Annotated in this window: 25 protein-coding genes; 12 read left to right on the top strand and 13 right to left on the bottom strand. The window is 65.8% G+C overall.

Features of this window, described 5'->3' with window-relative positions:
- Positions 1–6: 6 nt before the first annotated feature.
- From A5756_RS21525 to A5756_RS21500, 6 genes are read right to left on the bottom strand one after another with little or no spacing between them, the layout of a single operon-like run.
- Positions 7–1,533, bottom strand: coding sequence for a class I adenylate-forming enzyme family protein (locus tag A5756_RS21525; protein WP_066957265.1), 1,527 nt, complete (start codon positions 1,531–1,533; stop codon positions 7–9).
- Positions 1,526–3,130, bottom strand: coding sequence for a class I adenylate-forming enzyme family protein (locus A5756_RS21520; RefSeq protein WP_066957302.1), 1,605 nt, complete (start codon positions 3,128–3,130; stop codon positions 1,526–1,528). Before A5756_RS21520 ends, A5756_RS21525 begins: the two co-directional genes overlap by 8 nt.
- Positions 3,120–4,598 carry a class I adenylate-forming enzyme family protein gene (locus A5756_RS21515; protein ID WP_066957263.1) on the bottom strand — a complete coding sequence of 493 codons (1,479 nt, stop codon included), beginning with the start codon at positions 4,596–4,598 and terminating at the stop codon, positions 3,120–3,122. Before A5756_RS21515 ends, A5756_RS21520 begins: the two co-directional genes overlap by 11 nt.
- On the bottom strand, positions 4,598–5,395 hold the full coding sequence (locus A5756_RS21510) for an enoyl-CoA hydratase/isomerase family protein (protein WP_066957261.1): 798 nt from the start codon (positions 5,393–5,395) through the stop codon (positions 4,598–4,600). The genes A5756_RS21515 and A5756_RS21510 overlap by 1 nt, the downstream gene beginning before the upstream one ends.
- Complete coding sequence (locus A5756_RS21505; RefSeq protein WP_066957259.1) at positions 5,386–6,198, bottom strand: enoyl-CoA hydratase/isomerase family protein; 813 nt, start codon at positions 6,196–6,198, stop codon at positions 5,386–5,388. The genes A5756_RS21510 and A5756_RS21505 overlap by 10 nt, the downstream gene beginning before the upstream one ends.
- A gap of 9 nt (positions 6,199–6,207) precedes the next feature.
- Complete coding sequence (locus tag A5756_RS21500) at positions 6,208–7,020, bottom strand: enoyl-CoA hydratase/isomerase family protein (RefSeq protein ID WP_066957257.1); 813 nt, start codon at positions 7,018–7,020, stop codon at positions 6,208–6,210.
- Between the two features lie 131 nt (positions 7,021–7,151).
- Here A5756_RS21500 and A5756_RS21495 point away from each other — a divergent pair, with 131 nt between their 5' ends.
- On the top strand, positions 7,152–7,859 hold the full coding sequence (locus tag A5756_RS21495; protein WP_066957255.1) for a hypothetical protein: 708 nt from the start codon (positions 7,152–7,154) through the stop codon (positions 7,857–7,859).
- Positions 7,856–8,752: an enoyl-CoA hydratase/isomerase family protein gene (locus A5756_RS21490; RefSeq protein ID WP_066957253.1), complete on the top strand. Its 897-nt coding sequence runs from the start codon at positions 7,856–7,858 to the stop codon at positions 8,750–8,752. Before A5756_RS21495 ends, A5756_RS21490 begins: the two co-directional genes overlap by 4 nt.
- A 19-nt stretch (positions 8,753–8,771) precedes the next feature.
- On the opposite strand, the gene A5756_RS21485 is transcribed toward A5756_RS21490, so the two are convergent.
- A complete protein-coding gene (locus A5756_RS21485) occupies positions 8,772–9,584 on the bottom strand; it encodes a TetR/AcrR family transcriptional regulator (protein ID WP_066957300.1) in 813 nt (270 codons plus the stop codon).
- A gap of 221 nt (positions 9,585–9,805) precedes the next feature.
- Here A5756_RS21485 and A5756_RS21480 point away from each other — a divergent pair, with 221 nt between their 5' ends.
- Positions 9,806–10,603, top strand: coding sequence for an SDR family NAD(P)-dependent oxidoreductase (locus A5756_RS21480; RefSeq protein WP_066957251.1), 798 nt, complete (start codon positions 9,806–9,808; stop codon positions 10,601–10,603).
- A gap of 44 nt (positions 10,604–10,647) precedes the next feature.
- Entirely contained in the window at positions 10,648–11,655 is a 1,008-nt protein-coding gene (locus A5756_RS21475) for a dihydrodipicolinate synthase family protein (RefSeq protein ID WP_066957298.1), read from the top strand.
- A gap of 85 nt (positions 11,656–11,740) precedes the next feature.
- Here the strand turns inward: A5756_RS21475 and A5756_RS21470 are convergent, their stop codons facing one another.
- Positions 11,741–11,977, bottom strand: a complete 237-nt coding sequence (locus A5756_RS21470; RefSeq protein WP_066957249.1) for a general stress protein CsbD — start codon at positions 11,975–11,977, stop codon at positions 11,741–11,743.
- Between the two features lie 295 nt (positions 11,978–12,272).
- On the opposite strand from A5756_RS21470, the gene A5756_RS21465 reads away from it, so the two are divergent.
- Genes A5756_RS21465 through A5756_RS21440 form a run of 6 tightly spaced genes read left to right on the top strand, consistent with a single transcriptional unit; the run spans position 12,273 to position 19,114 of the window.
- Positions 12,273–13,115 (top strand): enoyl-CoA hydratase, encoded by an 843-nt coding sequence (locus A5756_RS21465; RefSeq protein ID WP_066957247.1) that lies wholly within the window; start codon positions 12,273–12,275, stop codon positions 13,113–13,115.
- A gap of 31 nt (positions 13,116–13,146) precedes the next feature.
- Positions 13,147–14,349 carry an amidohydrolase family protein gene (locus A5756_RS21460; RefSeq protein WP_066957244.1) on the top strand — a complete coding sequence of 401 codons (1,203 nt, stop codon included), beginning with the start codon at positions 13,147–13,149 and terminating at the stop codon, positions 14,347–14,349.
- A gap of 11 nt (positions 14,350–14,360) precedes the next feature.
- A complete protein-coding gene (locus A5756_RS21455; protein WP_066957242.1) occupies positions 14,361–16,028 on the top strand; it encodes an acyl-CoA synthetase in 1,668 nt (555 codons plus the stop codon).
- Positions 16,009–16,839 carry an amidohydrolase family protein gene (locus tag A5756_RS21450; RefSeq protein ID WP_066957240.1) on the top strand — a complete coding sequence of 277 codons (831 nt, stop codon included), beginning with the start codon at positions 16,009–16,011 and terminating at the stop codon, positions 16,837–16,839. Before A5756_RS21455 ends, A5756_RS21450 begins: the two co-directional genes overlap by 20 nt.
- A gap of 2 nt (positions 16,840–16,841) precedes the next feature.
- The gene (locus A5756_RS21445; protein ID WP_066957238.1) at positions 16,842–17,900 is read left to right on the top strand and encodes an acyl-CoA dehydrogenase family protein; all 1,059 of its coding nucleotides are present in this window, start codon (positions 16,842–16,844) and stop codon (positions 17,898–17,900) included.
- 14 nt (positions 17,901–17,914) lie between these two features.
- Complete coding sequence (locus A5756_RS21440) at positions 17,915–19,114, top strand: acyl-CoA dehydrogenase family protein (protein ID WP_066957236.1); 1,200 nt, start codon at positions 17,915–17,917, stop codon at positions 19,112–19,114.
- A 41-nt stretch (positions 19,115–19,155) separates the two neighbouring features.
- Here the strand turns inward: A5756_RS21440 and A5756_RS21435 are convergent, their stop codons facing one another.
- Together A5756_RS21435 and A5756_RS21430 are read right to left on the bottom strand one after the other, a co-directional pair.
- Positions 19,156–19,329: a hypothetical protein gene (locus A5756_RS21435; protein WP_156659752.1), complete on the bottom strand. Its 174-nt coding sequence runs from the start codon at positions 19,327–19,329 to the stop codon at positions 19,156–19,158.
- Between the two features lie 11 nt (positions 19,330–19,340).
- Positions 19,341–20,798, bottom strand: coding sequence for an NAD(P)/FAD-dependent oxidoreductase (locus A5756_RS21430; RefSeq protein ID WP_066957232.1), 1,458 nt, complete (start codon positions 20,796–20,798; stop codon positions 19,341–19,343).
- 206 nt (positions 20,799–21,004) lie between these two features.
- Here A5756_RS21430 and A5756_RS21425 point away from each other — a divergent pair, with 206 nt between their 5' ends.
- Together A5756_RS21425 and trxA are read left to right on the top strand one after the other, a co-directional pair.
- Positions 21,005–21,382 (top strand): carboxymuconolactone decarboxylase family protein, encoded by a 378-nt coding sequence (locus A5756_RS21425; RefSeq protein WP_066957230.1) that lies wholly within the window; start codon positions 21,005–21,007, stop codon positions 21,380–21,382.
- Positions 21,383–21,479: 97 nt separating this feature from the next.
- Entirely contained in the window at positions 21,480–21,854 is a 375-nt protein-coding gene (gene trxA, locus A5756_RS21420) for a thioredoxin (protein WP_066957228.1), read from the top strand.
- 206 nt (positions 21,855–22,060) lie between these two features.
- On the opposite strand, the gene A5756_RS21415 is transcribed toward trxA, so the two are convergent.
- The 3 genes from A5756_RS21415 to A5756_RS21405 are packed head-to-tail and all read right to left on the bottom strand — an operon-like array spanning position 22,061 to position 25,647.
- A complete protein-coding gene (locus tag A5756_RS21415; RefSeq protein WP_066957226.1) occupies positions 22,061–23,206 on the bottom strand; it encodes a thiolase family protein in 1,146 nt (381 codons plus the stop codon).
- Positions 23,203–24,420: a CaiB/BaiF CoA-transferase family protein gene (locus tag A5756_RS21410; protein ID WP_066957296.1), complete on the bottom strand. Its 1,218-nt coding sequence runs from the start codon at positions 24,418–24,420 to the stop codon at positions 23,203–23,205. Before A5756_RS21410 ends, A5756_RS21415 begins: the two co-directional genes overlap by 4 nt.
- 21 nt (positions 24,421–24,441) lie before the next feature.
- On the bottom strand, positions 24,442–25,647 hold the full coding sequence (locus A5756_RS21405; protein WP_066957224.1) for a cytochrome P450: 1,206 nt from the start codon (positions 25,645–25,647) through the stop codon (positions 24,442–24,444).
- Between the last annotated feature and the right edge of the window lie 3 nt (positions 25,648–25,650).

Below are 25,650 nucleotides of genomic sequence, written 5' to 3'. Positions count from 1 at the left end.
CGCCGATCAGCCCGCGAGGGCCTCGATCAGCATCTCCCGCAGCCGACCGGTGTCGACCTTGCCGGTGCCCCCGCGCGGCACGCCGTCATCGGATTCCAACAACAGCCACACGGTCGGAACCTTGAACGCGCTCAGCAGCTTTCGCGCATAACGACTCAGACGATCGGCGGACACGGCCCCGTCGCACACCACCGCGGCGCCCACCCGTTGGCCCGTGGTTCCCGGCACGCTGGTGACAAAGGCACTGCGGACACCCTCGATGGTGCGCAGCGCTCGTTCGACCTCGCTGGGATAGACGGTGGCGCCGCTGACCTTGAACATGTCGTCGGAGCGCCCGTGGTAGAACAGGAACCCCTCTTCGTCGAGGCGGCCCAGGTCGCCGGTGGGGTAGAAGCCATCGGCGGTGAACAGCTCTTCTCGGCTGCGACCGCAGATGCCGCGCAGCGTGTGTGGTCCCCGAATCTGGATCATGCCCACGGCGCCGGCCGGCACGGGCTCGCCGCTGTCGGGAGCCACGATGCGAACCTCCATGCCGCTGAACGGCTTTCCGCAGCTGCCCCACGCAGTCTCGGGCATGTCGGTGTCGGCGGGATAGCCGCAGTATGGACCGAATGCCTCGGTCATGCCGAACAACGTGGCCCGAGCGCCCGGCTGGGCCCGCTGTTCGGGCGGGAGCAATGCCTGCAGGCTCCCCGGCAGCAGGGCCGACAGATCGGCGCCGACAGTGGCGGCGTGCCTGGCCAACGCCTCCGCTTGGTCCGGCCAGCCGCGAAACAGCGTCACCCGCTCGGCTTCCAGCAGGCGCAGCGTGGTCTCCGGCCGCGGAATCTCCTCCGTCACCAGGGTGGCACCGGCCAGCAGCGTGGACAGGATTCCGCTGCCGAAGCCGCCCACCCAGAAGAACGGCATGGGCAAGTACAGTCGGGTGTCGGCGGTGATGCAGCGCGCGGCCAGGCCCGACCGTACGGCCCTCAGTGCACTGCCGTGAGAGTGCAGGACCCCCTTGGGGGCCCCACTGCTGCCGGAGGTGAACATGATGACCAACGGGTCGGCGGCCGTGACCGTCTCAGTCATGGCATCGACGATTCGGCGCACCGGCTCGCCGGCGGTGGCGTGGGTGAGCCGGTCGGTCGTCCAGACCTGACGCAGGGCAGGAAGTTCGGGCCGCAGCTCCTGAAGCTCATCGAGATAGCGATGACCGCGAAATTCGTCGACACTGACCAGGAACTGCACCGCCGCGACACGCAGCTGCGTGGCGAGCTCACCGGCCTGTAGCAGCGTGCTCAGCGGTACCAGCACGGCACCGATGCGGGTCAGCGCGACAGCGACCTGCACCCAGCGAGTGCTATTGGGCATGATCAATCCCACCCGGGTGCCCTTGCGCACACCGGCTTCAATGAATACCGCGGCCAATTCTCTTGTGGTGAAGTCGAGTTCGCGATAACTGATCCGCGACGCAGGGTCGATGACCATCGGTGTGTCGCCGTCGCGATCGGAGCGGAACCGCACCAGTCCGTCGATGGTGTCAGGCATCGAAGAGCTCTCTCAGTCCCCGTGTGTCGACTTTGCCGCTGGAGAGCAGCGGCAGTTGGTCGCGCGACAATGTCAGGAACCGCCGGGGGATCTTGTATGCCGACAATTCCGCCTTCAGCCCGTCCCGCAGCGCCGCCTCGTCGAAGGCGGCGCCCTCGGGCACGACCACGACCGCCGCGACCAGCTGTCCGCGCTGCGCATCCGGGACACCGACGACATGGGCCGTCAGCCCGCCGGTGACCTTGGCGATTGCCCGTTCCACTTCGTCGGCCGAGACATTGGCGCCGGCCGTCTTGATCATCGTGCTGAGCCGGCCGACGTAATAGAAGAACCCGTCGGCGTCGGCGCGCACCAAATCCCCAGTGTGGAACCAACCGTCGGCGTCGAAGCACTCCTCGCGACTGCGTCGGTAGTAGCGCTGCATCACGAACGGTCCCCGGATCCACAGTTCCCCGACCCTGCCGACGCCGACAGCCAGTCCGGTTTGGGTGTCGACGATCCTGGTGTCGAAGCCGGGCGCCGGTCTGCCGAACGATCCGCGCCTGCTCTCGGGTTGATCGGTCTCGTCGTCGCTGATCAGCACGATGCTGCCGGCCTCGGTCATGCCCAGCATGTTGTGCCGCAGCTCGGGATCGGCCGGTCGAACCTCAGCCGCCATGATCGGGTACAGGTTGCCGCGACGCATCGATGACAGGTCACGGCGCGCGAAGCTCGGATGGTCGGCGAGGTGCGCGATCCCTGCGCTGAAACCGTTGGTCAGGGTGGGTTTTTCGGCTTCCAGCAAATCGAGCGTCGTACCGGGATCCTCGGCGTTGGAGCACACCAGCGTCGAGCCGGCGACCAGGGTGGCTAGCAGTCCGAACGCGAAGCCGCCGATCCAGAAGAACGGCGAATTGCAGAACAGCTTGTCGTCGGCTGTCAAACCGCGAATGGCGTTGAGATTGTGCTGGTGTTCGAGCAGCGCGCCGTGCGTGTGCACGACGCCCCTGGGGGCGCTGCTGGAGCCCGACGTGTACACGATGGCCAGGGGATCGCAACCCCGGACGTCATCTTGCGTCGCCGCCAACAGCGCGGGGGTCACGGTATCGGCCAGCCGGTAGAACCGGTCGATGTCGCGGACGCGCCGCCGCGCACCGGGGCGGTAGCTGATGCCGACCTGCCGGAGTTGCGACGCGCCCGGGGCCAAGAGCCGGTAGTCGGATCCGAAATTCGGGTCCGACAGCACCTGCTCGAGGCGTTGCACGTAGTCGTGAGTGCGGAAAGATGCTGCGCTCAAGAGTATTTCGACATCGCTGTCGAGCAGTTGTTCGTGCATCTCGCGGGCGGTGACGAAGGTGGAGAAGGGAACCACCACGGCGCCGATTCGCGCCGCCGCCAGCATAGCGACGACGAATTCCGACCCGTTGGGGTAGAGCAGGCCGACGTGGGTGCCCTTTCCCGCGCCGACCGCGATCAGCCCGCGGGCGAGCTCGGCCGAGCGGGCCTCGGCTTGGCCATAACTGATGCGGTCACCGTCGCAGATGAGTAGCGGATGTTCTGCGCCCGCACGGGCCCGGCGTGTCAGGACGTCGGCGACGGTCGGGCTGTCACCGGGCATGGTCACTGTTGGCTGCGCTGAAGAAGCGCTGAACCGCGCCCAGATCGGCTTTGCCCGACGGTGTCCGCGGGATGGTGTCGACGATCGCGATCTCGGTGGGGATCTCGTAGCGCGCCAGCCGCGTTCCCAGGTATTGCACCAGCGCGTCGGAGTCGACGGACGCGGACCCGCGCAGCTCCACCAGGGCGACCGGCGTCGCCCCGAGACGCTCGTCGGGCCGGCCGACCACCGCTGCACCCGCCACCGCGGGGTGGCTCTCCAGGGCGGTGCGAACGTCGTCGGGCATCACCTTGAACCCACCACGGATGATCGCCTGGTCGGCCCGCCCGACGATCCACACGAAGCCGTCCGCGTCGATGCGCGCCATGTCCGTGGTCCGCATCCACTGGGCCGACGGCCCCAGTTGGCCCGGCTTGACCTCGAGCAGACCGACCTTGTCGGTCCCCAGTGGCGTGCCGTCGTCCGCGACCACCCGCAACTGCGCACCCGGGTTGGCACGGCCGACGCTGCCCCGTTTGGCGGCCCAATAGCGTTGGTGATCCGGTAGGGTCCAGCCGGCGACACCGCCACCGAATTCGGTTGCCGCGTAAGACGTCAGGACGGGAATGCCGTATTTGGCGGTGAACGCGTCGGCGTCGTCGGCCGTCAGCGGGGCCGTGCCGCAGGTGACGGCGCGGATGCTGTCCAGATCGGCCGGCGGCAGGTTTGAGTGCAACACCGTGCGCAGGGCCGCGGGTACCAGCGACACGGTCCGCGGCCGGTGCCTGCGCACCGCGTCGGCCCAGGCGTTGAGCTCGAAACGTTCGAGAAGCGCGAATGGTCGTGCGTCGGCGATGCATTGCAGCACGCGGAATACCCCGCCGATGTGCACCAGCGGGGAGTTGACGATCGCGACGCCGCTACGTAGCTCGGTGGGCGCCGGGACGCGGCCGGGTTCGGCGCCCATCACGCTGCGCGCCAGCATGTCGTAGCCGAGGTCGACCCTTTTGGGCGGACCCGTCGTACCGCTGGTCAACATTCGTACCGCGACCCCGGTCCGCGGGTGGACCTCCGGACGAGTCGTCGAGGCCACGGCCGGGGCATCATCCAACCGACCCGAAATCGCCACCGTGGTGGCGTCGGTGGTCGGGGGCAGCAGTGTCGTCAGATCGGTGCTTTCCCCGATGATCAGGGGCAGCCGCAGTCCGGCGATGTCGGCCTTGGTGCGCTCGTCCCCGCGAGCGGGGTTGATGACGACCACCGTGCCACCGCCCAGCAGCACCCCGAGAAACGCGGCCACCTGACCGGGCCGGTTGCGCAGCAGCATCCCGACGTCGGGTCCGCGCTCGGCGACGAGACAGGCGATGCGCTCTGCCATGGCGCGGACCCTGTCCCACGAAATCCATTGGCCGTCATACTCGATCGCGTGGGCGCCCGGCTCCAGGTTGAGGACGTCAGCGATGCGTTGACTGAGCGGGTGCGCAGGCATCAGCGGGTCTTCGGAGTACGCGCCGCACCTTCGCCGTCGGCCTTCTGGGCGGCGAGTTCGGCAGTGCCGAGCGGGTTGCCCAGGCGGGTATAGATCAGCCCCTGCTCCATGGCCGCGCGATACGGCTTGTCGAGCGACTCCCAAATCGCCTTCACCGTGCCCTGAGTCGCGGTCGGTGGCTTCGCGGCGATCGTCGCGGCAATCTCGTGCGCGCGGCCCCAGAGCTGCTCGGCGGGGACCACCTCCGACACCAGTCCAATCCGGAGCGCGGTGTCGGCGCTGACCCGCTCGTCGTTACCCATCAGGGCGATGCGCAACGTCTCGCCAAGACCGATGCGCCTCATCAAGCCGATCGGCTCCAAGGCGCAGACCAGGCCGGCGGATACGTGCGAGTCGAAAAAGGTGGCGTCCTGCGAACAGATGACAACGTCGGATTCGTTGATGAAGTAGAACGCGCCCGCGGTGCACACGCCCTGAACGGCGCAGACGACCGGCTTCCACATCTTCTGCCACTTGGGGCTGAGCGCCTCGCCGGGATCCTCGTGGTTCCAGATATTCTCGGGCTGCCCGTAGGGCGTTTTGATGTCCAGCCCTGCGCTGAACGCCCGATCACCGGCTGCCCGCAGCACCACCGCGTTGACCGACTCGTCGAGCTTGACCATGCGCCAGGCGCGGCTCATCTCCTCACACATAGTGCGGTTGAACACATTCAGCTGCGCGGGCCGGTTCAGTGTGATGGTCGCGACCTGGTCGGTCTCGTCGACCTCGAGCAGGATGGTCTCGAACGTCATCGGCATTGCCAATCGGGCTTACGTTTCTCGACGAAGGCTTTGGGCCCTTCGGCCGCGTCCTCGGTCCGCAGCACGCGCTCGCGGAACGTTTCTGCCATGATCTCGGCTTCGTGCAGCGGCACGTTGAGACCCTTGAGGATGGCCAGGCGAGTTCCCCGAACCGCCAGCGGCGCATTGGAGTTGACGATGCCGGCGATCTCGTGCGCCCGCTCGAGAAGCCGGTCGTGCTCGACGATTTCGCTGATCAGACCGAGTTCGTAGGCGCGTTGCGCGCTCATCCGCTCGTGCTTGCCCATCAATGCCATCCGCAGGGCAATGGAGCGGGGCAGCACGCGCGACAGCCGCACCATCTCGCGTCCGGCCACCAGTCCGATGCTCACGTGCGGATCGAAGAATGTTGCCTGCTCCGAGGCGATCACGATGTCCGATGTGGTGACCCAGTCCATGCCGGCGCCGCAGCACAACCCGTTGACCGCGGCGAGCACCGGCTTGGCGGCCGTGCGAAATGGGGGAGTGCCCTCCTGCGGTGCCTCCCATTGGTCGTAGGTCGACAGATACGGGCGCTCGTAGATCACCTTGCCGTCTTCGGGAATGGCCCTGACGTCGGCGCCCGTGCAGAACGCGCGACCGGTGCCGGTCACGATGGTCAGCCAGACCTCGTCGTCGTTCTCGGCCTCGTCGTAGGCGGCCCGCAGCTCGGTGATCATGTGGGGGCTGAGGGCGTTGAGGGCGTCCGGACGGTTCAGCGTGATGGTGGCGGTATGCCCGTCGACGTCGTAGTTGATGGTGTCGAACGAGTCAGTAGGCATCCTGCTCCCTCATCGGCCCTGAAACTTCGGTGCCCGTCGCTGCCGGAAGGCTTCCAGGCCTTCCTTGAAATCTGCTGTCCGGCAGGACAGTTCGAGATTGAACAGCTCTTGGGTCATGGCTTGGCTCAGCGTGGCCTGCTGGCCGAAGCTCAGGGCCTGCTTGGTCAGCCCGATCGCCGCGGTCGGACCGCAAACCAGCCGCTCGAGCAGTTCCTCGGCGGTGCCCTCGAGTTCGGCGGGGTCTACCGCTTGGTGGATCAATCCCCAGTCGGCCGCATCGTCCGCGCTGACCTTCTCGCCGAGCAGCAGCATCCGCCTGGCCCGTGCCAGGCCGACCAGCCGGGGCAGCAGCCAAGTCGCGCCCGAGTCGGGGCTGAAGCCCCGGTCCACGAAGGGCTCCCAGAACACCGCATCGCTGGCGGCAACAGTGAAGTCGGCTGCCAGCGCGAGATTGCAGCCGAACCCCGCGGCCCATCCTCGCACGCTACAGAGCACCGGCAGCTGGATGCTCGCCACCAGCTCGATCACGCGATGAGCGGCATGGGGGATGCGCCGCACGAGATCGCCGGTGCGGGGACGTTGTTGGTCGTTGGCGGCGACCCAGTCCACTCCGGCGCAGAAGTCGTCGCGGCCCCGGATGTGAACCGCGCGCAACGAATCGTCGGCGGCGGCATCGGTCAGTGTCTCGACCATGGACCCAATCATTGCCTGGCTCAACGAGTTACGCCGGGATGGACGATCCAGCGTCAGCCGCAGCACGGCGCCGTCCCGCCGCACTGTCACCGCACCATCGGCACCGGCCGTGTCGGCCTCCTGACTCACCGTCGAATCCGGCCTTTCTGCCGATACGGTTACCCATACAGTAGGCAATACGATTGATACGCTGTATAAGTTAGCAGGGTACGCTGCCGCCGGACATAGCCGGGCCGGAACCCGAGCGAAAAGAGACAAGCATGGCCTTGCAGGAGGGGCGACCCGAGGGGCGGGCCGCTTCAGAGGCGCCGGGCACCAGCGACGCCAAATTCGGCGAGCGGCCCCTGGCCCAGACCGTGGCCGCCGCCGGGGCCATGCGGCGCCTGAGTTCGCTGCTGCTGTCCCTCGAACATCCGCATCCGACGGTCGACACCATGGTGGAGAAGTTCGCGCAGTGGGAGCGCGAGCTCGCGGTCGCGGCTCCCGTGGACAACGCACCACGCATCGGCGACGTCCCCGATGACCCTCGGCGCGTCTATCTCAACCACGCGACAGACATTGGCGCCTACAACCCGTGCTTTCCGGAGTATCTGTTCGACCACCTCGATGCCGACCAGGCCACCGGGCGGGTCAACTTCCCGCTCGTCTACGAGGGCCCGCCGGGGTTGGTGCACGGCGGCTTTCTGGGCGTCTTCTTCGACTGCGTCATCCAGCACCACAATTGCGTCGCAGGCCTTTCGGGCAAGACCCGGTCGTTGGTGGTGACGTTCCGCCGTCCGACCCCCGCGTTGACCGAACTGCGGTTCGACATCGCTCGTGCGCAAAGCGAGCGCGGTGTCGCCTCGACAGCGCGGCTGCTGCTCGATGACGAAGTGCTCTGTACCGGCGAGGTGAGCACGTTGGCGTCACCACCGGAAAAGCTGGCCGGGTTTCAATTCGGCAGGCGGCGAAAGGAGTCCGACACATGACTGCCCCAAGCGCCGAGGACGATCGTGTGCTGTTCGAGGCCGACCGCGACCGCCGCATCGCGACGATCACGCTGAACAATCCCGCGCAACACAACTCCTACGACGCCGCCATGCGCGAGGCCGTCGCCCGCTGTCTGGATCGGGTGGCCGAAGACGACGACCTCACGGTGGTGCTGTTGCGCGGAGCTGGTGGCGTCTTCTCCACCGGCGCCGACATGAACAACGCGTACGGCTGGTACGGCAAGCAGGGCGACGTGGGCGAGGACGCGTCGGCCAAGCGCCGCCCCAGCCAGCGCCGGCGACTCGCCGTGGACCGCAAGTCTTTTGGCTTCTACCACAATTTCATGGGCTTTCCCAAGATCACGGTGGGTGAGATCGCCGGGTATGCGCTCGGCGGCGGGTTCGAGATGGCACTGATGACCGACATCTCCGTGATAGCGCGTGACACGAAGATCGGCATGCCGGCGACCCGCTTCCTCGGCCCGGCGCTCGGCAGCCTGCACATGTTCTTCCACCGGCTGGGGCCCGTGCTGGCCCGCCGCCTGCTGCTCACCGGCGACGTCATCGAGGCCGGCGAGCTCGAGCACCTCGGAATTTTCACCGACACATGCGATTCAGCCGCTGTCGGGGCGCGTGCGCGGTACTGGGCCGAGAAGGCGGCGAAGATGCCCGCCGACGGAGTGGTGATCGCCAAGGAAGCGTTCCGCCTCGTCGAGCAGAGCCAGGCGTACCAGGGTGAGGAAGTCGCCAGCTATCTCTTCCACGCCTTCGGCACCAACCTGCAATTCGGGCCGGACGAGTTCAACTTCGTCAAAACCCGCGCACAGCACGGCACGAAGGAAGCGTTCCGGCTCCGCGATGAATACTTCGACGTGCCGGAACCCGAAGCGTAATAGGCCGATTCGTTCTCGGCTAGCGCGCGGCCGGGGCCTTGGTACGCGCCCGTGAACCAGGCGACTTGGCCGCCTTGCGTGGCCGTGACGGCGCCGGCTTGCCGGCTCTCGATCCCTTGCCCTCCTCGATCAACCGACTGGCGTGATCGAGGATACAACCGAGGCCGTATTCGAAATTGGTTTCGTCGGGTGCGCCGATCCGATGACCGATCCGGCTTACTTGCGCGAGGAGGGGGGTCTTCTCGGGATCGATGGCGACGGCGTCCTCGATAGCGCGTGCACCCTCGTCGGAGGATTGGTTCTTTTCGTACAGCCGCTGCAGCACCACCGATCCGCGGACGTGCACCGAAACGGCCGAGTACGTATCGAACGCATCCTCCGGCGACAGCCCGGCCTCAACCAGATTGGCGATCGCCTTCTCCATCTCCTCGGCGCCCAACCGCGCCGCCTTCGGGCTAAGTGCGGCACGAATCAAAATCAGGTCGCACAGAATTGGGTTGCCCATGAACGTCTTACGCATCAGGCGTGCATGGTTGCGCAGCGTCTCGCGCCAGTCGCTGGCCTCGACGTAGGGGGTGGCGAACACATACTTGCTCAACGCGCGATCGGTCATCGCGTTGAGCAGGTCGTCCTTCTTGCGGAAGTACCAGTAGATGCTGGTTACTCCGACGCCGAGATGTTTGCCGAGCAGCGGCATGCTCAAGTTGTCGATCGATACTTGCTCCGCGAGTTCGAATGCGCCACTGATAATGTCATCGGGATTGATGGAACCGCGTTCGCGTCGTTGACGCTTATCGGCGGTAGCCTGCTTTGCCACTACGGGCACCTCCATCACGATGTATCCTTTGTATACGGTCGGAGAGCTGTGCGAGCTCACCTGCGCATACGCTGGCGTTTCTGCCGCTCGACGATTACCGTCAGCCCGGCCTTTCTGCGCTTTTCCATCTGCTACTGTAATACCTATCGTAGGCTTTTTGGTAACGAAGGCTGGACGGGCGAGATGACCGGGCACAGGCCATTGATCGAGTCCCCCGATGAGCCACGGGAATTGCCATGGATTTAGGTCTGGCGCATGCGGCAACGGTGGTGGTCGGCGGTAGCCGCGGGATGGGGCTGGCGGCGGCTCGATGCCTCGCCGACGAGGGCGCCCGGGTGGCAGTGGTCGGCCGCAGCCGTGACGCACTTGACTCCGCGGTTGCGGATCTGACCGGACGTGGAAGCGCGGATGCCGTTGGTCTCGTCGCGGACATCGGTGACGCGGGGCAGGTCGACGAAGCATTCGCCGACCTCGCACGGCGGTGGGGCGACGAACTCAATGTGCTTGTCAACACGGTCGGGCCGGGCGCGGCGGGCAGTTTCGACGATTTGACCGACGAGCAGTGGCGCCAAGCCGTCGAAGACGGTGTGATGGGCATGGTGCGCTGCGTCCGTGCGGCACTTCCGCTGCTGCGCAAGGCGCAATGGGCACGGATAGTCAACTTCTCGGCGCACTCGACCCAGCGGCAGAGCGTCATGCTGCCCGCCTACACGGCGGCCAAGGCGATGCTGACAAGCGTCTCCAAGAATCTGTCGTTGCTGTTGGCCAAGGACGAGATCTTGGTCAACGTGGTGTCGCCAGGCACCATCGCATCCGAGTCGCTGGCCGGCTGGGCGCGGTCGGTGGGCGTCGACGGCGACGACCCCTACACGCTAATGGACGCCATTGCCAAGCACTTTGGCCATCCCGCGCACATGCCCCGGGCGGGACTGCCGGAGGAGATCGGGCCGGTGGTCGCCTTCCTTGCGTCGCGGCGCAACTCGTACATGACCGGGGCAAACATCAACGTCGACGGTGGTTCGGACTTCACCTAACCGCCCGGATGGAAGAAAGTTCGGCTGACGAGAAGGAGTCGACGGTGGCGACGGCAAGTGAGGCGCGCGCCTGGGCGCGCGGGGCGCTGCGGGGAATCGGCGACTCTCTGTATACCCCGTTCTGCGGCCCGGATGGTGACGACATCGACTGGGAGGCATACCGGACGCTGGTGCGGTATTGCGTCGGCGACCTCGGACACCCGATGTTGTGGTGCACCAGCGGCCTCGCCGAATTCTGGTCGCTGACTCTCGACGAGCGAAAACGCTTGCTGGAGGTGGCGATCGAGGAAGCCCGCGCCGTCAACCCCGATGTTGTAGTGCAAGCCTGCACGGCGGCCATGGCGGCGAAGGACTGTCTCGAGTTGACGCTGCACGCCCAAGAGGCCGGCGCCGACATTGCCTACATCCAGACGCCGATGATGGAGGCGCACGGCGGCGAGGGCGTGCTGCGATTCTTCAAGTACATCGCTGCCCGCACCGACATCGCCCTGGGCATGTTCAACTCACCGTCGTCCGGTTACGTGCTGACCGCGGCCGAGAGCGCACGGATCTACGACGAGGTGCCCGCGGTTTGTGCCACGAAGGAGGGCGCCTTCCGGCCGGCGAGCAGCCGGATGCTGCATCAGTTGGCGCCTGGCCTGGTGCTCTGGGAATGCGACAAAACGATCTATCGCGCGGGATGGCTGCGCGACGGCATCGTCTGTCCGGCACAGCTGGGCACCGCGGGCTACCTGTTCGAGACCCCACAGCGGCGATTGTTCTCCCATTATTGGGATTTGGTGCAAAGCGACAAGTTGATCGAGGCGATGGATTTCGGTCGTGAGTCGGGACTGGACCAGTTCGACCTGGACGTCGGATCCTGGTGGACCTGTTACCCGGGGCGGCCGGATTACTTCACTCATTGGGCTGGCGCGTTCAAATACGCCGCCTCGCTGCTCGGATTGCCGATAGGCGAGTATCCGCATTCGCGCCCACCGCAAGCGGAGTTGCCGCCGGAGGCCAAGTCGCAGATCGAAGAGGCTTACCGCCGGCTCGGGCTGATCGGAACGTAGCGTCCACAAAAAGCCGGCACCGCAAGATAACTCACAAGCGACGGCCCGGCCACCGACACGGTGACCGGGCCGTTCACCAAACCGACTACTGTTCGGCCTTCTGGCGCGCCTCCGCCGTCTTGGCCTTGCCCCGGGCCTTCTCGGCCGCGGCTTCCTTCTTCGCCGCGCTGCGCTGAGCGTCGGCCTTGTCCTGCTGGGCTTGGCCCTCGTTGACCAGATCGTTGCGGCCGATAATCGTGCCGATGATCTCCTTGGCCTTGCCGAAGACCGCTTCGACGATGCCCTGGACCGCCTCGATCGGGCCGCTCTTGATGTCAGCCATTGCGTTTCCCCTCCCTGGTAATGGGTGTTTGAGTTTGCTTTCCCTGTTCGGCGGTCGGGAAAAACGTGATCCGGACGTGGCGCTCGCCACAGCTTGGACGAGGCCCGTCCGCCTGGCGATCCGCGGTGCTGGCGATCGCGGTGGACAGTCCGGTCAACTGGGCGGAAATCCGCTGTTCGGCCGGGGTGCGCGGGGGCGTGGCGACGGTTGTGGAAAACGGTACCGATAGGTATACAGTATGCGTACAAAACATCGCGGAATCCGGTAGGCGAACGACGAGGAGGTACCGGGGGAGATGTCCGGCAGCGACGGCGCTTCCGAGGACGCAGTGCTCTACGAGGCCACCGGCAGCGGCGTCGCGATTCTGACCTTCAACCGTCCGGACCGTCTCAACGCCTGGGGCCCTGACATCGCCGCCGACTTTTACTCCGCGATCGACCGCGCCGAACAGGACCCGGCCATCCGGGTGATCGTGTTGACCGGGCGGGGCAAGGGCTTTTGCGCGGGCGCGTATCTCGGCACGCCGAGTTCCGCGCCGAGCTACGGCGACACGATGAAGAAGGCGGGCCAGACCAAACTCGCCGACTTGGTGGGCGAGCGGCCACCGCATTTCGTGACCACACTGCGCAAGCCCGTGATCGCGGCCATCAATGGCGCCTGTGTTGGCATCGGCCTGACCCAGGCGCTCATGTGTGACGTCCGGTTCGCTTCCGCCGGTGCCAAGTTCGCCGCGGTCTTCGCCCGCCGCGGACTGATCGCCGAGTTCGGCATCTCGTGGATACTCCCGCGCCTCACCACGTGGGGCGTCGCCCTGGATCTGCTGCTGAGTGGCCGCACCTTCCTCGCCGAAGAGGCCGCCGAGCTCGGCCTGGTCAAGGAAGTGGTCGCGCCCGAAGATCTGATGAAGCGCGCGTTGGACTACGCCGAGGACATCGCCCGCAATTGTTCGCCGGCGTCCATGGAAGTGATCAAGCGGCAGGTCTACGGTGACGCCACTCGCGATGTCGTGGACGCCACCTCGCGCGCCGAAACCCTGCTGCACGAAGCGATGCCGCGGCCGGACGTCATCGAAGGCATCACCAGCTTCCTCGAGAAGCGGCCCCCGCAGTTCCCCTCGCTCAACTCGACCGACGCTTAGCGCTCGCCGGTACCGCCCGGAAAGGAAGATCATGGTCAACTTGGGTTACAAGGCGATTGACGTCGACAACCACTACTACGAGCCCCTGGACGCCTTCACCCGCCACCTCGACAGGGCCTTCAAGAGCCGCGGCGTCCAGATGGTCAGTCAGGGCAAGCGCACCCTTGCCGTGATCGGGGGCCGGGTCAACCATTTCGTTCCCAACCCCACCTTCGACCCGATTATCGTGCCGGGTTGTCTGGATCTGTTGTTCCGTGGGGAGATCCCCGAAGGCGTCGATCCGGCGTCGCTGATGAAGGTCGAGCGGCTCGCCGACCACCCCGAGTACCAGAACCGCGATGCCCGTGTCGCGGTGATGGATACCCAAGAAATCGAAACGGCGTTCATGCTGCCGACTTTCGCATGCGGGGTCGAGGAGGCACTCAAGCACGACATCGAAGCGACGATGGCGTCGCTGCACGCATTCAACCTGTGGCTCGACGAGGATTGGGGCTTCGACCGGCCCGATCGCCGGATCATTGCCGCGCCGATCATCTCGCTGGCCGATCCGGCCGTGGCGCTCGACGAGGTGGAGTTCGTGCTGGGACGCGGCGCCAAGCTGGTGCTGGTGCGCCCGGCGCCGGTGCCCGGCTTGGTCAAGCCGCGCTCGTTGGGTGATCCCAGCCATGACCCGGTGTGGGCCCGGCTGGCCGAGGCGGGAGTTCCGGTCGGATTCCACCTCAGCGACAGCGGTTATCTGCACATCGCGGCGGCGTGGGGTGGCAAGGCGACATTCGAGGGGTTCGGCGCGAAGGATCCGCTGGACAACGTGCTCCTCGACGACCGTGCCATTCACGACACGATGGCCTCGATGATCGTGCACGGCGTGTTCACCCGTCATCCGAAGCTCAAGGCGGTCAGCATCGAGAACGGCTCGTACTTCGTCCATCGGCTGATCAAGCGGTTGAAGAAGGCGGCCAATACCCAGCCCCGTGACTTTCCCGAGGATCCGGTGGAGCAATTGCGCAACAATGTCTGGATCGCTCCGTACTACGAGGACGACCTGGTGGAGCTTGCCAATGTCATCGGCATCGACAAGATCTTGTTCGGTTCCGACTGGCCGCACGGCGAGGGCCTCGAGACGCCGGTGGCGTTCGCCGGAGAGCTCAACGGCTTCAGCGAAGAAGATATCCGTAAAGTGATGCGCCACAACGCCCTCGACTTGCTCGGCGTTCCCGTCGCGTCGGCCGTCTAGTCGCTCGCACTATGAGCGAATGGACCGTGGGCGCCGTTCTCGACGCCATTGCCGACGTGGTGCCCGACCGCCTGATGACGATGTGCGGAGACCGTAAAAGCACGTTCGCCGAATCGGCACGTCGCACCAACCGGTTGGCGAACTACCTCGAGGGCAGGGGTTTTGGCGTCTACGCCGCGCGCGATGAGTTGCAGCCCTGGGAGTGCGGCCAGGATCGGATCGCGCTCATCATGTACAACGACCTCTACCCCGACATGGTGATCGGATGCCTCAAGGCGCGCACCGTCCCGGTCAACGTCAATCACCACTACTCGCCGCGGGAAATCCGCGACCTGCTCGACTATGTGCGCCCCCGAGGCATCATCTACCACCGCTCGCTCGGCGCCCGGTTCGCCGACGTGTTGCCCCCGACCGGCACGGAGTTGCTGATATCAATCGATGACGGCAGTACCGTTCCCCAGCTGCCGAAGGCGATCTCGTTCGACGATGTGCTGGCGGCCGCCGGCCCCGACCGCGAGGACGCGGGCTCCCCGGATGACCTCATCATGATGTGTACCGGCGGGACGACGGGGCGCCCGAAGGGTGTGCTGTGGCGACAGAGCGACATGTATGTGTCGTCGATGGTGGGCGCCGACCATGCCAGCGTCACCGAGATCCATGACAAGGTCGCCGGGGGCGGACAGCCGTGGTTCGCCGTCTCTCCGCTTATGCACGCGGCCGGCATGTGGACCGCCTTCGCCGCGCTCTGCGCCGGCCTGCCGGTGGTGCTCTACGACGACCGCAACAAGCTGGACGTACGGTCGGTGTGGGAAACCGCCGAGCGCGAGAAGGTGGGCATGATGACCATGGTGGGCGACGCCTACGCCGGGCCGCTGATCGGCGAGCTGCGCGCGCGCTCCTACGACCTGTCCTCGCTGAACGCGATCGGCACCGGGGGGGCTGCGACCAACGCGAAACACAAACGCGCACTGATGGAATGCCTGCCGCACATCACCATCATCGAGGGCTACGGCTCCTCCGAGAGCGGCAACATGGCGTTCGGGCACAGCCGCGAAGGGAACGCCAGCGAAACCTTCCAGCCCAGGGACGGCGCGACCGTCGTGTCGGCCGATCGCAGCCGGTTCCTGCGGCCCGGTGAGCAGGAGGTCGGCTGGGCCGCCCGGACGGGACGGATCCCGCTCGGGTATTTCGGCGACGCCGAGGCCACGCAGCGAACCTTTCCGAAGATCGGGGGACAGCGGGTGGTGATCCCCGGCGACCGGGCATCTTTCGAACCCGATGGCACCATTCGCCTACTCGGGCGCGATTCGCTGGTCGTGAACACCGGTGGCGAAAAGGTATTCGTCGAAGAAGTCGAGGAAGTGCTGCGAGCGCAACCGGGCGTCGTCGATGCCCTGGTCGTAGGGCGGCCGAGCGAGCGGTGGGGACAAGAGGTCGTCGCGCTCGTCGCGACGCACGCCGATGCCGACCTCACCCAAGATGCGCTCTACGGCGCGTGCACGACGCAGCTGGCGCATTTCAAGGCGCCCAAGGCCTTCATTTTCGTCGAGCAGATCGAACGCCTCGGCAACGGCAAGCCGAATTACCGCTGGGCCAGAGAGCAAGCCACTCAACACGTTCCGGCGATCGCGCTGGTCCCGTCCGACCCCGAAGGAAGTCATGAACACCAAAGCGATTGACTGCCTGGTGAACGTCCACTTCGGGGAAGCCGAATCTCAGCCGACGTGGATGCTCAAGGTCAGGGACGATTACTTCAAGGGCCCCAAGTCGATGTTCGCCCCGGTCGACCTCTCCGAATTGCTCGCCGAGATGGACGAACAGGGCGTGCAGAAGGCGATCCTGATGGACTCGCTTGCCAACCCGTCCACGACCGCGCGCAAATTCGTCGAAGCTAGGCCGGACCGGTTCGCGCTGGCCATGGGCGGGGCCAACTTGCTGCGGCCGGTACGGTCGCTGCGCGAACTGACCGCCGTCTCGGCCGAGTTGCCCGTCGCGTATGCCGTAGTCGGGCCGAGCTTTTGGGGCGACGGCCAGTACCCGCCCAGCGACGCCGTGTACTACCCGCTCTACGCCAAATGCGCGGAACTGGACCTTCCGCTCTGCATCAACACCGGTATCCCGGGACCACCGATACCCGGGGAGGTTCAGCACCCGATGCACCTGGACCGCGTGTGCGTGCGATTCCCCGAACTGCGGCTGTGCATGATTCACGGCGCCGACCCGTGGTGGGACGTCGCGATCCGGTTGCTGTTGAAGTACGCCAACCTGCGCCTCATGACGTCGGCGTGGTCGCCCAAGCGGCTGCCCGAGAGTCTGCTGCACTACATGCGCACGCGTGGGCCCAACAAGGTGATCTACGCGTCGGACTGGCCGGTATTGCCCATGCGTCGCGTCATACCCGAGGCCCGTGCCCTTGACCTGCCCGCCGAGGTGCTGGACAACTACCTTTACCACAACGCGCGAGACTTCTTCTTCGGGAAGGACGAATAACGATGGACCGCTTCGAACTCCGCCGGCTGGACTACAGCCTGTCCGACGACCATGTGGCGCTGCAGGAAGCCTACAAACAGTTCTTCAAGACCCACTGCTCGATCGAAACCGTCCGGGCCGCAGAGCCATCCGGCTTCGACAAGAACCTCTGGGAGCGGTTGTGCGGGATGGGAGCGACCACGATGGCACTTCCGGAGTCATGCGGCGGCGACGGCGCCACCTTGGTCGATCTCACCTTGGTGGCCGAAGAGCTCGGCCGGTCGCTGGCACCCGTTCCGTGGATCGACCATGTGTGCACGGCTCGCCTGCTGGGCCGTCTCGGCGCGCTAGGGGCGCACGCCGCCGGCGTGGCGGATGGCGAACAGCTGGCCGCGCTGGACCCGCGCCTCGACGCCGGACGCGGTCCGCGGTTGATTCCCTCTGGCTCGATCGCCGACCACGTCATCGTCCGCGACGGAGACGAGGTCGTGCGGCTCACCTTCGCCACCCGCCCCGCGAAGGTCGACAACATCGGCCGGCTGCCGATGGCATGGGTTGACCCGGCCGCGGCCGACACCCGTACGGTCGTCGCCGAAGGACCCGATGCCCTGGCGACGTACCGACTGGCGCTCGACGAGTGGCGGCTGCTCACCGCGGCAGCGCTCGTCGGGCTGGTGGAGGAGACCATGACGATCGCGGCCGAGTTCGCCAGGACCCGCTACACGCTGGGCGTGCCCATCTCCACGCTGCAAGCGATCTCGCACCCCCTCGCTAACATGGCCATCACCGTCCAGGGTGGACGGAACCTGGCGCGACGCGCCGCCTGGTTCTTGGACAACGAACCCGACGAGCGGCCCGAATTGGCGCCCTCCGCTTTCGTTTTCATGGCCGAGGAGGCCGCCAAGGCGGCGACCATGGCGGTTCACATCCAGGGCGGACTCGGGGTTTCGTCCGAAGCCGCCGCGACGGCGTATCTGGTGCGCGCCCGGGGATGGCCACTGGCCGGTGGTGATCCGGGCGCCACGGCGCAACGGGTCGCCGAGATCGTGACCGCCCGCGAGGGCGCCGCGCAGCCGGCCTAGGAAGGGACGACATCATGGATTTCTCTCGCGTCGAATTGTCGAACGAGGACAAGGCATTCCGCGACGAAGCGCGCAGTTTCCTGGATACCCATATGACCGAGGAGATCAGGCGTCGGGACCGCGAAACGGGCGACAATTTCGACGAAGGTCTGCACCTGAAGTTCGGCGCGGCAGGCTATCTGGAAGCCGAGTGGAAACCGGAATCCGAAGGAGGGTTCACCCGGGTGCGGCGGCGCATCTGGGAGCTGGAGAAGCGGCGTGCACACGTGCCCTGGGTGACCTGGGGGACGACCGCGATGGTGGCCCGATCGGTGAACAAGTTCGGGTCGCCGCAACTGCGCGACGAGGTACTACCGAAAGTTTTCAGCGGCGAAGTCCGGTTGTGCCTCGGCTACACCGAGCCCGAAGGCGGCTCCGATATCGCCACCTGTAAGACCCGTGCCGTGCGGGAGGCGGATGGATCGAGCTGGGTCATCAACGGCTCCAAGATGTTCACGACCGGTGCCCATAACTGTCAGTACGTCTTCCTGATCACCAACACCGCCCCGGACGCGTCAAAGCACAAGAGCCTGACCATGTTCCTGGTGCCACTGGATTCGCCGGGGATCGAAATCCAGGGAATTCGCACGGTGGATGGCGATCGGACCAACATCGTCTACTACAGCGACGTGCGGGTGGACGACAAGTATCGGCTGGGCGAGGTGAACGGTGGCTGGACCGTGCTGCGCGAGCCGCTCAACGTCGAACACGGCGCTGTCGCCGCCGCCCCCGACGGGCTGCAAGACACCTCAATCATGATGCACCAGGCCGGTTTTCTATCGCAGGCGGTGGATAAGGCCGCGGCGAGCGTGACGCGGCCCGACGGCGACGGGCGCCGGCTCATCGACGACAAATCGGTGGCATACCGGCTGGGCCGCTGCATCGCCCGACTGGAGACGGCGCTGGCCACCCCGAGCATCTTCGGCCGGGTCGCGATCGCGCAAACAATGCGTGACATCGCTCCGGAACTGATGGACATCCTCGGGACCGCCTCAACGCTGCCGTACGGAACCGAAGCGGCAGCCGACGACGGCAGCGCCGAATACGCCTACCGATTCGCCCCGCTGGTGGGGATATATGGCGGCACGCTGGAGGTGTTCCGCAACATGATCGCGCAGTACATGCTCGGTCTCGGCAAGCCGGCTTACGCGTCGCCGGTCAAGAAAGTCTCCTGACCAGCGCGGCCGGGTTGATGTCTCTCGGACCCGGGCGCCCCTCAGCCGTGCCCGTAAATGATCCGCAGCATCTTGAGATTGATACGGATGAAACGTCCGAATTGCACAAAGAGGTTCTGACGCGTCCGCAGGGTTGCCGGGGTGGGCAGCGGTGCATCGGCGATGCGCTCGGCCGTCAGCGCGTTCACGTCCGAGTAGGAGGTTTCGTCGTCCATCGAAGTGCCTTTCATTCGGGGATCAGCCACCAGAATGGGCGGGCTTTAGCCTTGTAGATGAAGAGATAGTGCAGCAGCAGCTTGATCCAGTGACCGGCCAATCCGAGCTCACCGGAGGTGCCGGCGATGTCGCGACCCGTTTGCGGGTACTTCACCGGATCGGGGACGACCGGGAACATCGTCATGGCGGCGGCCGAACCCTCGCGCAAACCGGTGCCTGCCGAGGCGACGCATGCGGCACCCATGCTCGACATCGAGGCGCGGTGCGCAACTACGGTCGTTCCCTTGGTGATTCGATCGCGGATGGTCTCGGCAACCGTCTTGGCCATGATGCCCGACGGCATGCCGGTGCGCGGTGGACTGGGCGTGATGACGGTCCCGTTGGGACTCGTGCGCGGCCGGGAGATGGGATGCGGGGGCGCGAACGCGATGCCCGGGGCGAAGATGTTGGGATAGGCCGGCGACTCGTAGGTGTACGGCCAATCCTCGGCGGACCATTCGTCATACGGTTTGCCCGAGTAGTCTGCGTCGACCTTCATGAAGCCCGACGGCGCGAACAGAACGGAGTTGATGTCGTTGCCGTCCTTGTCGTATGCCATCAGTGCGGCTCCCCTGAACGGAGGCAGGAGCATGGCGAAGTCGAAATCCAACTCGTGCTCTCTGCCGTCGAGTTGCTCGTAGCGCAGCTTGCCGTCCATCACCTCGTGCACGGCAGCTTGCGTGATCGCTTTGACGCCGCGCTCGCGGAACAGCGATTCCGTCCACAGCCGGCTGGACTGCACGAAGCCCTTCTCGACGAAGCTCATGCCGCCGACGCCGAAGTCGCCCAGTTCGTACTCGTTGGTGAGGTAGACGACGTCCGCCAGGTCTCGCACGCCCTTGGCCCGCAACGTGTGCTCGACGTTGAAGGCGTACTCGAACGCCGCGCCCTCGCAGGTGCAGGTGCCGTGTCCGACGCCGATGACCAGCCGCTGTTTCTCGCCGGCCTTCAACCTGGCGATGACCCGGTCGAGCGCCTCGGCCGCCTCGACGGCGTGGGCCGCGGTGCACACCGAGTAAGAGTGGCCTGCGGGGCCGAGCCCGGGGGTAGCCGCGAAATTCAGGCGCGGTCCGGTCGCGTTGATGAGGTAGTCATACGTAATGGTGCCGCTCTGACCGTCGCGCTCCTCGTCGGTGTAGGTGAAGTCCACCGATGGCGCCGGCTGATCTTTGGTGCCCTCCGGATGGATCGCGGTGGCAAGCGCTTGGTGAAACACGATGCCCTTGCGGCGGTAGATGGGTTCGAGCGGAATGAGCACCTTGGCGGGATCCATGCGGCCCACTCCGACCCAGATGTTGGACGGGATCCAGTTCCAGTCGGCGTTGGGTGAAATCACGACGACTTCGTGACTGCGGCCCAGCCATCGGCGAAGGTGTAGCGCGGCGGTATGCCCGGCGATACCAGCGCCGAGGATGACGACTCGTGCCATTGATGCTCCTCTATGTCGTGCGCCGGCATCGCCGCACGACATGGTTGCCGCCGTGCGGGAACGCCAGGCGCTCCGAGGCCAGATTGCGCTCCGCGATGACGCGTTTCTAGGGCCGATGGACTCTATTGGGGGGAGGAATATGTGCGCCGAAGGAAAAATCAGTCGCATCGAGTAATACCCCTACCCGTATAGGTATTATAGCTCTTATGACCGAACACAACCACTACCAACAGGTGCTGGACGACCTCAACCCTCAGCACCGCGCCCTGCGCAAGATGATCCCCGACGTGTACCGGGGTTTCGCCGAGATGAGCAGCGGCGCACTGACCTCAGGAGCCTTGGACAAGAAGTTCAAGGAGCTGATCGCGATGGCGATCGGGGTCGTCGCCGGATGCGATGGCTGCATCGCCTCCCACGCTCAGGGGGCGGCCCGTGCCGGAGCATCCAAGGAAGAGGCCGCCGAGGCGATCGGCGTCAGCATTCTCATGCACGGTGGTCCGGCGACGATCTACGGTGCGCGCGCGTACAGCGCATTTTGCGAATTCGCTGACGGGACCGCGGGCACCGCTGAACCGACGCAATAAACGGGCACTATCGCGTTCGGTCCGTAATCAGCCCAGCTTGCTGGACCCGCTCAGGTCTGGATCCGATCCTCACCTGAAACTCTCGAAAGGAGCAATTATGATCGTCAAGTCACTGACCGCCGCCGACTTCGAGTCGACGGTACTCGCAAGTCCGATTGTGCTCGTTGACTTTTGGGCCCCATGGTGTGGGCCATGCCGGGCTTTCGCGCCCGTCTTCGAACGGTCCGCGCAGACCCACCCGGATATCGTGTACGCCAAGGTGGACACCGACGCCGAGCGCGAACTAGCCGCGACGGTAGGCATCCGCTCAGTGCCGACGATCATGGCGTTCCGCGATGGAATCCTCGTTTACAGTCAGCCGGGAGCGATGTCACCAGCCGTGCTGGACGATTTGATCGATCAGGTCAAGCGTCTTGACATGGCGCAGGTCCGTGCCAAGATCGCACAGCGAAAAGCTGCGGTGAAGGCGTAATGGCGCAATCGGTTCGCCCTCAACGGTAGGGAAGCAACCATGTGTTACCCCGTGAGCTGCGGGCGCTGCGGCAAGATCACCTGGGCGGGATGTGGGGCGCACGCCGAGAGCGTGATGAAACGGGTGCCCGCCGATCAGCGATGTGCCTGCCGCCAGAGCGTCGCCAGATAGTGCCCGGGCCCCGTCCCGAGGTCGGCAAACTGCGCTCAGAGAGTCAGGATCGTTGCCGCGGCGGTGCCCGGTGCGCCGTATAGCTGAGCGAAGCCCACGCGCGGCTCACCCGTTACCTGGCGATCGCCGGCCTGGCCGCGAAGTTGTCGCACCAGTTCGTGGATCTGCCGCAGACCCGAAGCCCCGATCGGCTCGCCGTTCGCAATGAGCCCGCCGTCGGTGTTGACCGGCATCGATCCGCTGATTTCGGTTGCGCCGTCGGCCAATAGCTTTTCCTGCTCGCCGTCGGCGCAGAACCCGCATTCGGCCATGTGAATGATCTCCGCGCCGGCGTCGGTGTCCTGCAGTTGGATGACGTCGACGTCCTGCGGTGCCACGCCCGCTTTCTCGAACGCGGCGCGCGACGCGTACACAGTCGGGGAGACGTCCTCGTCGACCGGAGCGAAGGTGGTGTTGACCTCGTAGGCGCCATATCGACGGGTGCGCACCTCGACCGCCCGCAGGAAAATCGGCGTCGCGGTATAGCGGTGCGCGATGTCCGCGCGGCACATCACCACGGCCGCGGCCCCCTCGTCGGGTGCACAGAACATGTACTGCGTGAGTGGGTAGTTCAGCATCGCGGAGTTGAGGATGTCGTCTTCGGCGATAGGCTTGCGGCGAAACGCATTGGGGTTCAACGCCCCATTGCGAAAGTTCTTCGCGGCCACCTTCGCCAGTGTCTGCTGCGAGATGCCGTGATCGTGCAAATAGCGGTTGGCCTTCATGCCGAAGAACTTTGTCGTCAGGTACTGGCCGTTCTCGGCGTACCACCGAGGCATCCCCACCAGGGCGGGGTCCTCGGTGAAGGCACCGCGCGGGTGCTTGTCCAGACCGATGGCGATCCCGATGTCGTAGTCGCCCAGCCGGATGCCGTCGGCGCACGCCTTGGCGGCGCTGGCGGCGGTCGCGCACGCGTTGAACACGTTGGTGAACGGGATGCCCGATAGTCCGACCATGGCGACGATCGCGTCGGGATTGGCCACGGTCCAGCTGCCCCCCGTGGCGGCTTGGATGTCCTTCCACTCGATGCCCGCGTCGGCGACCGCGAGATGGATGGCGCCAGCGGCCATCTCCATCGCGGACTTGCCCTCGAAGCGGCCGAACGGGTGCAGGCCGACACCGATGACCGCGACGTCATTCACGCAATGGCTCCCGAGTCCTTCAGTTCCTCGATGCGGTCCCAATCCATGCCCAGTTCCATCAGCACGATCTCGGTGTGCTCGGAGGCCTGGGGCGCCCGCGTGGTGACCAGCGGCTCGTGGTTGAACTGCACGGGGCCGCGCACGACGCGGAAAGGCTTTCCGCCGCTGGCGAGTTCGACCTCGCTGACCATGTCGTTGGCAAGGGCCTGCTCGTCGTCCACCAGGTCGAGCAGGCTCTGGAACGGCGCCCACTGACCCTTCATCGTTTTCAGGTGCTGCCGCCAGTACTCGAAGGGCTTGCCGGCGAAGGCCTTTGCGATCAGTTCGGCGGCCGCGTTGGCATTCTGGATCAGCGGGAGCACGTCGGAGAAGCGGGGATCGTCGGCCGCCTCGGGGATGCCGAGATGCTCGAACGTGTCGCGGATCAAGCCGGTCGGGCTGATGATGCACAGGTTGATGGTGCCGCCATCGGAGGTCTCATAGTTGCCCATGAAGGGGTTCACCGACATCGCGGTGGCGGAGCCCGGCATGGGAGTGCGCATCACCTGCCCGGTCTCCATGCCCTGCGTCACGCTCGCCCCCGCCGCCCACCAGGCCGTGCTCAGCAACGACACGTCGAGCTCGAGGGCTTCTCCGGTGCGCTCGCGATGCAGCAGCGCCGCCGAGATGCCGCCGGCGATGAACATGCCGCCGATGGAGTCGCCGAACGCGGGAATGCCTTGCCCCAGTGCGCCGCCCAGCTCCTCGGGCGTCAGCGCGTACCCGATGCCGCTGCGCGTCCAGAACGCCGTCCCGTCATAGCCACCGACGTCGCGCTCGGCGCCCTTGTCGCCGTACGCCGAACCGCGCGCATAGACGATGTTCGGGTTCACCGCGCGAATGTGCTCCACGTCGAAGTTGTGCTTCTGCCGCTGCGCGGGCATGTAGTTGGTGAGGAACACATCGGCGGTCCTGGCCAGTTCGTAGATCACTTCCTGACCGCCCGGCGTGGACACGTCGATCCCCACGCTGCGCTTGCCCCGGTTGGGATGCTCCATCAGCGGGTGCCGCTCCGGATCGAGTTGAATGCCACCCATGTTGATGAAGCCGCGCTGGGTGTCACCTCGCAGCGGGTGCTCGACCTTGATGACGTCCGCGCCCCAGTCGGCCAGGATGGCGCCGGCCGCCGGGACGAAGGTGAATTGCGCAAGTTCCAGGACCCGGAAGCCCGACATCACTTTGACCATTTTCGGACCCTACTTTGCCTTGAACGTCACGGGAAGCGCCGTCGGCGAACGGAAGGGCTGGCCGTGGATGTGTGGGTCGTCGTCCGTGAGCAGCCTGACGTCGGTCATCCGGTCCAGCAGGCATTCGACCGCGACGCGGGTCTCCAGCCGCGCCAGGTGCAGCCCCAGGCACGTGTGCTCACCGGCGGCGAAGGAGATGTGCGGTTGGTGCTTGCGGAAGATGTCGAACTCTTCCGAACGATCCCAGCGCCGTTCGTCGCGGTTCGCCGACCCTATGCACACGCCCACCACCGCGCGTGCCGGAATCTCGACTCCTTCGAGTTGGGTGTCCTCGGTGGTGAATCGCTGCACGGTGGTGAGCGGCGTCTCGAAGCGCAGCCCTTCCTCGATCGCCTGGGGCAGGAGTTCGCGATCGGCCTGCACCGCGTCGAACTGGTCCGGGTGGGTGAGCAGCAGGTACAGCAGGTTGCCCGACGACCGGTACGTGGTTTCCAAGCCGGCCGGCAGCAGCAGCCGCAGGAAGGAGTAAATGGCTTCGTCGCTTAGCTTTTCGCCGTCGATCTCGGCGGTGACCAGATCGCCGATGATGTCCTCGGTGGGCTGGGATTTGCGCTGTTCGATCTGCTCGACGAAGTAGTCCTTGAGCGCCGCCGACGCCTCGAACGCGCTCTCGTAGTCGACGTGGTAGCTGATCAATTGCACGGCGCGCTTGCGGAACATCGGCAAGTCGTCGGCCGGCAACCCGAGCAGTTGGGCGATGACGCGGGTGGGGAATTCGAAGGTGAAGTTGCGGACTAGGTCTGCTGCACCGCGGGCGATGAATTCGTCGATCAGCGCGTTGCAGATCGGCCGCACGATGGTGTTCTCCCAGCGGGCCAGCGCCTTGGACTTGAACGCCGCGGACACCAGGTTGCGATGGTCGCGATGCTTCTTTCCCTCCATCGCCAGGATGGTCGGCCCCATGAAGAGGCCGATCGTCTTGTCGTACGGTGCGGAGCTGAACACTCGGCCGTCCCGGAACACCGTATTCACCGCGTCGAAGGACACCGCGGAGTACTCCCGCTTGGGCATGAGCGACTCGGGCGTCTTGGAGTAGTCCATGACCGTCTCGCGGAACACCCCGGATTCGCGGCGCTTTCGCGCGAAGAACGGGTAGGGATCACGCAGGCTGACGGTCCGGCCGTCGGCACCGGCGGCGTGAACGTTGGTCGTCACCTT

Origin of the sequence: Mycobacterium sp. 852002-53434_SCH5985345, from assembly GCF_001667155.1 — a bacterium.
Classification (GTDB): domain Bacteria; phylum Actinomycetota; class Actinomycetes; order Mycobacteriales; family Mycobacteriaceae; genus Mycobacterium.
The sequence above is the reverse complement of the archived record's forward strand: the minus strand, read 5'-3'. Positions and strand labels throughout refer to the sequence as shown.